This is a genomic window from Oceanospirillum multiglobuliferum (assembly GCF_900167095.1).
GTDB classification, from domain to species: domain Bacteria; phylum Pseudomonadota; class Gammaproteobacteria; order Pseudomonadales; family Halomonadaceae; genus Oceanospirillum; species Oceanospirillum multiglobuliferum.
In genome coordinates, this window is the sequence record NZ_FUXG01000042.1 from 1 (window position 1) to 5,966 (window position 5,966).

The window sequence follows — 5,966 nt, forward strand, 5'->3', positions numbered from 1 at the left end:
TTCAAAAGAACCATTACGATCACGAGGGGTATCCAGCTCAAAAGATCCCGTTGCGGTCTTGATAGTTTTGCGGGAGGCACCGTTCTTACGGTTGGGCTGAGAATCCTGAGCTAAATGCTGATCTAGCTCAGCAGCCAAAGCGGCTTCGGTAATCTGCTTAATCAAAGGGGTTAGTAAGCCATCTTTACCGTTGAGATCTTGTCCAGACTGAAGCGCTTTGGCAAAGGCTTGAATATCAATTTCGTATTTATCAGACATGATGTGTCACTCCCTATAAGGGTTAAACTATAGAGGTGACACAGAGTTTTGAACACTACCAGTGTTGGCAATAAGTTGGTCGTAGCACTAGATGATGGTCCTGCGGTCAATCGACATAAACCATCGGTTGAGGTTTTATACGATTCATTGCTACCAATTGCCTCCAGTTGTGCTGGAGTGATTTTGACTGGAATGGGGGCTGATGGTGCTGAAGGCTTGAAACGTTTAAGAGAAGCTGGTGCAAGAACATTTGGTCAAGATGAAGCAAGCTGTGTTGTATACGGTATGCCAAGAGCCGCGGCGAATATTGGTGCGGTAGAGTTTGTTCACTCTTTATCACAGCTACCCTCTCAAATAGCCAAAATTATTAACTCATGAATATATTAAGGATATGAGGCGGATATGAATATTCAAACAACGATAAATAGAGATCAGAGCTTGATGCGTCTGAATGGACGTTTTGACTTTAACTCACACAAAACTTTTCGTGAAACCTATCAACAGTTATTAGATGATGACTCAGTAAAAGAGATCGCCTTAGATTTGGCTCAGGTAGAATATTTAGACAGTTCTGCCTTAGGTATGCTGCTTCAGTTGAAAGAGAAAGCAGATTCTAAGAGAAAAGTAATTAAGCTTAAAAACTGCTCTCAATTGGCACGAGATGTATTGGCTATTGCTAATTTCGATAAGCTTTTTGAAATTTCTTGATTATTAGGGTGTTGTAATGCGTATTCTTGCTGTTGACGATACTCGTGCTAATTTAGTTTTGCTCCAAGCGATGTTGAAGCGCTCTGGTCATGAGGTGCTGACAGCTGAAAATGGCGAGCTGTGCCTTGAGGTCTTTGAGAAGGAGCACCCTGATCTGGTCTTAATGGATGTTATGATGCCAGGGATGGATGGCTTTGAGGCGGCTCAACGCTTGCAAGAAATGGCAGCACCAAGATGGGTTCCTATTATATTTATCTCCGCTGCGGCGACAGAGGAGTACTACATAAAAGGCCATCAATCAGGCGGAGCAGATTATCTGTTTAAGCCTATCAATCAAGTGATATTGAATACCAAGATTGAGTCGATCAAACGCGTTGTCGATATGCAAAATACTCTTGCAAAACAAAATATGGCACTGCAAGAGTATGTTGAAAAAGATGAGGAAGAGCGGCGCATCTCCCGTCATATTATGGAGCATATGACGGAGAGTAGAGGCTTAGAAGATCCTCTGCTAGAGTATATTTTAAGTCCCGCAGAGCAGTTTAGTGGCGATGTTATATGTGCAGCACGCTCGCCTAATAACCGTTTTTATCTGCTAATAGGGGATGCTGTTGGTCATGGATTAGCTGCCTCTATCACCACTCTGCCGATTTCAGGCACATTTTACTCGATGGTTCATAAAGGGTTTGAATTGCAAACCATTGGTCGAGAGCTTAATCGTCGAGTAAAAGAGGCAATGCCCACGGGTTGTTTTGTTGCTTGTGGCATAGTCATGATTGACCCCGCAGAATCCTATATTGAAGTTTGGAATGCGGGACTACCAACTATTTACTGCGTTGATTCTCATGGGCAAATTGTTGATACATTTGCCTCAAATCAGTTGCCTTTAGGTGTGCTTTCAGCAACTCAGTACAGCGTTGAAAGCCATGCGGCACGCTACAATACCGGTAATCAGATAGTCATATTTTCTGATGGCTTGCTGGAGGCAGAAAATAATAACGGCGAGTTTTTTGGCGAAGAAAAATTGCTCAGCTGTTTAATGAATCCTTCTGATCGTTTAGATAATATCAAACATGCACTGGCAGAGTTCATGGGTGATGCAGTGCCTCACGATGATGTGACTTTAGCTATTCTAAGCATGCCTAGTAAAGAGTCTATCGCAAAGGGTATTCCAGATGCTCTCCCTGTTGAGTCAGTCGCATTTATTGAAGAGTCAGATGAAATTGAGTGGAAAGTCAGCTTTCAGCTAGGCGCAAATGAGATTAGGAGCATGGATTTAACGCCCGTTATTCTCAGCGTTATTAGCCAGTTTAATGGCTTAGAGGCGCATAATCAGAAGCTATTTTTAATTATTTCTGAGCTTATGAATAACGCACTGGATCATGGTTTGCTTGAATTAGACTCTTCGCTTAAGTCTGGGCCAAATGCTTTTGAGACCTATTTGAATGCTAGGCAGCAGCGTTTAAAAGATCTGACCACAGGCTCTATTTCAATTACAGCACATAAAATCCGCTTGCACGATGAGGCGTTGCTTCGTATCACCATTGAAGATACTGGTAAAGGCTTTGATTACAATGCACTGAAAGCTCCTATAGAACAAACACAGATGCATGGTCGGGGCATAAAATTGGTTAAGCAGCTTTGTAGAGCAACTGTTTACGAGGGTAATGGTAATACAGTGACTGTCGATTATTCCCTAGAGCGGCCATTGAGCACGCTATGAGCAAAATAGGCTTTATCGGTATTGGGTTGATGGGGCAACCCATGTCTGCACGATTATTGGCTGCTGACTATGATCTAATGATTTGGAATCGGTCTGTAGAGAAATGTTTACCTCTCGCTGAGCTAGGCGCAGCTATTGCAGATAGCCCAGAAGTGATTGCCCAGCACTGTGACGTAATTTGCCTTTGCTTGACTGATACTATAGCTGTTGAAGCTGTGTTCTCTCAATTGCAGCCGCATCTAAAATCTGGGCAAGTTATTCTAGACTTTTCCAGTATAGATCCATTAGCTACTCAAAAGCTTGCTAATCATTGCTCCACAATTGGTGTTGATTGGATTGATTGCCCAGTTTCTGGCGGAGTGCAAGGGGCTGCTTCTGGTACGCTTGCGATGATGGCAGGTGGTAGGCTTGAAGCGATTGATAAACTAAAGCCTTTATTGGCGAATCTTTCTTCCCGCTTAACTTACATGGGGGCTAGTGGCTCTGGTCAGTATACAAAAATTTGTAATCAAATGCTTGTTAGCTGCCAAGCACTAGTGATCGCAGAGGTTGTTGCTTTTGCTGAGTCTGCAGGTGTTAACAGTCAGCTATTAGCCGAGGCTTTTTCTGGCGGCTTTGCTGACTCTAAGCCTTTGCAGATATTGGCGCCGGAGATGGCCGAACGTCGCTTTACACCTGAGAAATGGCATGTAAAAACATTGCTAAAAGACTTAGATATGGCGGTTGACCACTCGCGTATTGTCCGATCCAGCACGCCTATGTCTGGCTTGGCTGCTCAGCTGATGCGTTTACACGCTGTTGCGGGCTATTCGGATAAAGACCCTTCAACTCTAGTCAATCTTTACCTTGAGCCCCATGAATAATTATCTAGTTGCTAATATTTCATTGCTATACAGTAATAAACCGATGCTAGAGCGCTTCTCCGCTGCTGCTGAGCACGGCTTTACTGCTGTGGAGATCCAATTTCCTTACGAATGGTCTATATCTGATCTTAGGAATGCAGCTGATACAGCTGGAGTAGGTGTTCACTTAATTAATGTTCCTGCCGCAGACTTGCTGCAAGGTGGAAAAGGTTTAAGTTGTCATCCTGAAAATATTAACGCTTTTCGTTCAGCCTGTAATACTGCAATGCAATATGCTTTAGGGCTTGATGCAATGAAAGTTAATATTTTAGCGGGTAACTTAAATGAGACCGACAATAAAGCGCTTTGCGTACAAACCTACGTTGATAATATTCGATATGCGGCAGAGCTATTCATGGCTGAGGGTGTGATGGTGACATTTGAGGCTATTAACAATATAGATATGCCCAATTATCTATATAGTCAGTTTAGTGAGATGTACAGTATTTTTCAGCAAGTCAATCATGCTAACGCAAGTATGCAATATGATATTTACCATATGGCCATGATGGGCGAGCCGATAGCTTTACAGTTACAAGAATTCGCAAATAATATAGGCCATATACAGTTTGCTGATATGCCTGGCCGTGGTGCTCCCGGTACAGGGAGTTTATCAATAGGTGAGTATTTTCAAATCATTGATCGTAGCGTTTACCAAGGTGCAGTAGCCGCAGAATATAAGACAAGTGGGGATGACTTAGTTGACTACACTTGGCTTAATATCACCTAAGGTTTACTTCGCGTCCTTGCTTGGTTTTTACTTTTGACTGTCGTTTTTGGCAGCTAAAAGGTGTACTAATTTAGCGATAATCTTGTCTTTGATCTTCTCTCTGGTCAGTGGTGGAAGTGATGACATGACTTTTTTGTCAAACCGAAAAAGTATACACATCTCACTAGCGATAACATTACTGGTGCGTGGGGTTTTGGTTAGAAATGAAACTTCGCCAAAAAAGTCCCCAGGGCTTAGGGTTGCGAGCTCTTTCCCATTTTCTTCTAGAGAAACACTTGCAGAGCCGTGTAGTAAAATATAAAACGCGGAGTCGGCTTCTCCTTGTCGAATAATATACTCGCCTTTCTCAGCGGCAACAAAGCGGCTGCGATTATCGGCGATCATATTTTTTTCACCGGGGTTAAATGCGCTGAAAAAATCGATTTTATCTAAGATATTTAGTATCTTAACTCGATTGATTAACCGAATACCTTTCATTTCATTCCCACTCTGGATTTGTTTGACCTAGTGTAACGCTAGCCAGTCTCTATGTTCAAACCTTCAAGTTAGATAAAAATCAATAAAAGCTCTATAAATAATACATTAATGATTCTGAAGGGGGACACAAACTGTATTGTTGGCTTAATTCAAGCTAACATTACGACATAATATAATTTGCGAAGGAGACGCCATGTTGCACAAGATGTGCCTACAGAGGTTGAGAAAATGGCGATAAGTGACGCGGGTGATTTGATAAAGGTCACTGCTGATGAATTAATGGTGGGTGATGCGTTACCTTGGACTGTTTATGATGCGACAGGCCGACTACTCATGGATGTCGGTCATGTCGTGAGTTCTAAATCTCGTTTAAATTCTATTATCAACTCAGGCTACAGGTTAGATGAGAAAAATATGCCCGAGACAGCATTTGTTGCTCCATTAGAGTTGCCATCACCCTATTCCTACGCAAAAGATACCAACCCTTTTAATGAGCTAACAGAGTTGTGTCACGAGTTAGAGACACTTTTTGTTGGTATTGGTGGAGAGGGCGCATTTAAAGAGGGGCGCCTAGAAAAGCGGCTATATGATACCGCAGCTCAAGTACAGGGCTTATGCAAGTTGAATGCAGATGCGTTATTAGGCTCAATACATTTGTCGAATAAGTTTAATTACTCCATTAAACACCCGCTTCATGTTGCAATTATCTCGGCCATTATTGCAGAGACTTTGGAGTTGCCACAGGAAAACCAGCTTGCGATTGTTGGCGCAGCACTAACAGCTAATGTGGCGATGAATGCCTATCAAAACTCTTTGCAGGCTCATAAGGGGCCGCTTTCTAGTGAGCAGTTAGCAAAACTCCGCGTAAACCCTCGCCCAATCGGGCGGGGATACAAGCGGGAACCGCGCAGCGGTTCTAATCAGGTGTCGCCTGACTTTGCACATACTCTTTCAGTGTTTTGATCGTTGCCCCGCCTGCACTGCAGGCAAAGTAAGAACGTGACCAGAGCGCTGCACTTTTGCTTTGCCGGGGGATATGGGTATTGAGTATGCGTATCCGGCGTGATGAAACCGATTTCAGGTTGTTCACCATGACGCTGATCGCCAGCTTCGGCGGATAAGCTATCAGCAGGTGAACATGATCTGATTCACCGTCCATTTCCAGTAG

The 5,966-nt window shown here is 43.2% G+C and carries 9 protein-coding genes; 6 read left to right on the forward strand and 3 right to left on the reverse strand.

Going from position 1 to position 5,966, the window contains the following annotated elements; translation table 11 throughout:
* The coding region (locus B5D26_RS15940; protein ID WP_200810663.1) for a transposase at positions 1-258 on the reverse strand (258 nt) is incomplete at its 3' end.
* A gap of 48 nt (positions 259-306) precedes the next feature.
* Between B5D26_RS15940 and B5D26_RS15945 the strand changes: the two genes are divergently transcribed.
* The 5 genes from B5D26_RS15945 to B5D26_RS15965 are packed head-to-tail and all read left to right on the forward strand — an operon-like array spanning position 307 to position 4,321.
* Positions 307-636, forward strand: a complete 330-nt coding sequence (locus tag B5D26_RS15945) for a chemotaxis protein CheB (protein ID WP_078746700.1) — start codon at positions 307-309, stop codon at positions 634-636.
* A gap of 24 nt (positions 637-660) precedes the next feature.
* Positions 661-966 (forward strand): STAS domain-containing protein, encoded by a 306-nt coding sequence (locus B5D26_RS15950; RefSeq protein WP_078746701.1) that lies wholly within the window; start codon positions 661-663, stop codon positions 964-966.
* A gap of 16 nt (positions 967-982) precedes the next feature.
* Positions 983-2,689 carry an ATP-binding SpoIIE family protein phosphatase gene (locus B5D26_RS15955; RefSeq protein ID WP_078746702.1) on the forward strand — a complete coding sequence of 569 codons (1,707 nt, stop codon included), beginning with the start codon at positions 983-985 and terminating at the stop codon, positions 2,687-2,689.
* Positions 2,686-3,552, forward strand: coding sequence for an NAD(P)-dependent oxidoreductase (locus B5D26_RS15960; protein ID WP_078746703.1), 867 nt, complete (start codon positions 2,686-2,688; stop codon positions 3,550-3,552). The genes B5D26_RS15955 and B5D26_RS15960 overlap by 4 nt, the downstream gene beginning before the upstream one ends.
* The gene (locus B5D26_RS15965) at positions 3,545-4,321 is read left to right on the forward strand and encodes a hydroxypyruvate isomerase family protein (protein ID WP_078746704.1); all 777 of its coding nucleotides are present in this window, start codon (positions 3,545-3,547) and stop codon (positions 4,319-4,321) included. Before B5D26_RS15960 ends, B5D26_RS15965 begins: the two co-directional genes overlap by 8 nt.
* A 27-nt stretch (positions 4,322-4,348) precedes the next feature.
* Here the strand turns inward: B5D26_RS15965 and B5D26_RS15970 are convergent, their stop codons facing one another.
* Positions 4,349-4,798 (reverse strand): cyclic nucleotide-binding domain-containing protein, encoded by a 450-nt coding sequence (locus tag B5D26_RS15970; RefSeq protein ID WP_078746705.1) that lies wholly within the window; start codon positions 4,796-4,798, stop codon positions 4,349-4,351.
* A 228-nt stretch (positions 4,799-5,026) separates the two neighbouring features.
* Between B5D26_RS15970 and B5D26_RS15975 the strand changes: the two genes are divergently transcribed.
* On the forward strand, positions 5,027-5,761 hold the full coding sequence (locus B5D26_RS15975) for an HD-GYP domain-containing protein (RefSeq protein ID WP_139776698.1): 735 nt from the start codon (positions 5,027-5,029) through the stop codon (positions 5,759-5,761).
* Here the strand turns inward: B5D26_RS15975 and tnpA are convergent.
* Positions 5,715-5,966 (reverse strand): IS200/IS605 family transposase (gene tnpA, locus B5D26_RS15980; protein WP_143833138.1); only part of this gene is annotated, 252 nt, incomplete at its 5' end. The genes B5D26_RS15975 and tnpA overlap by 47 nt on opposite strands.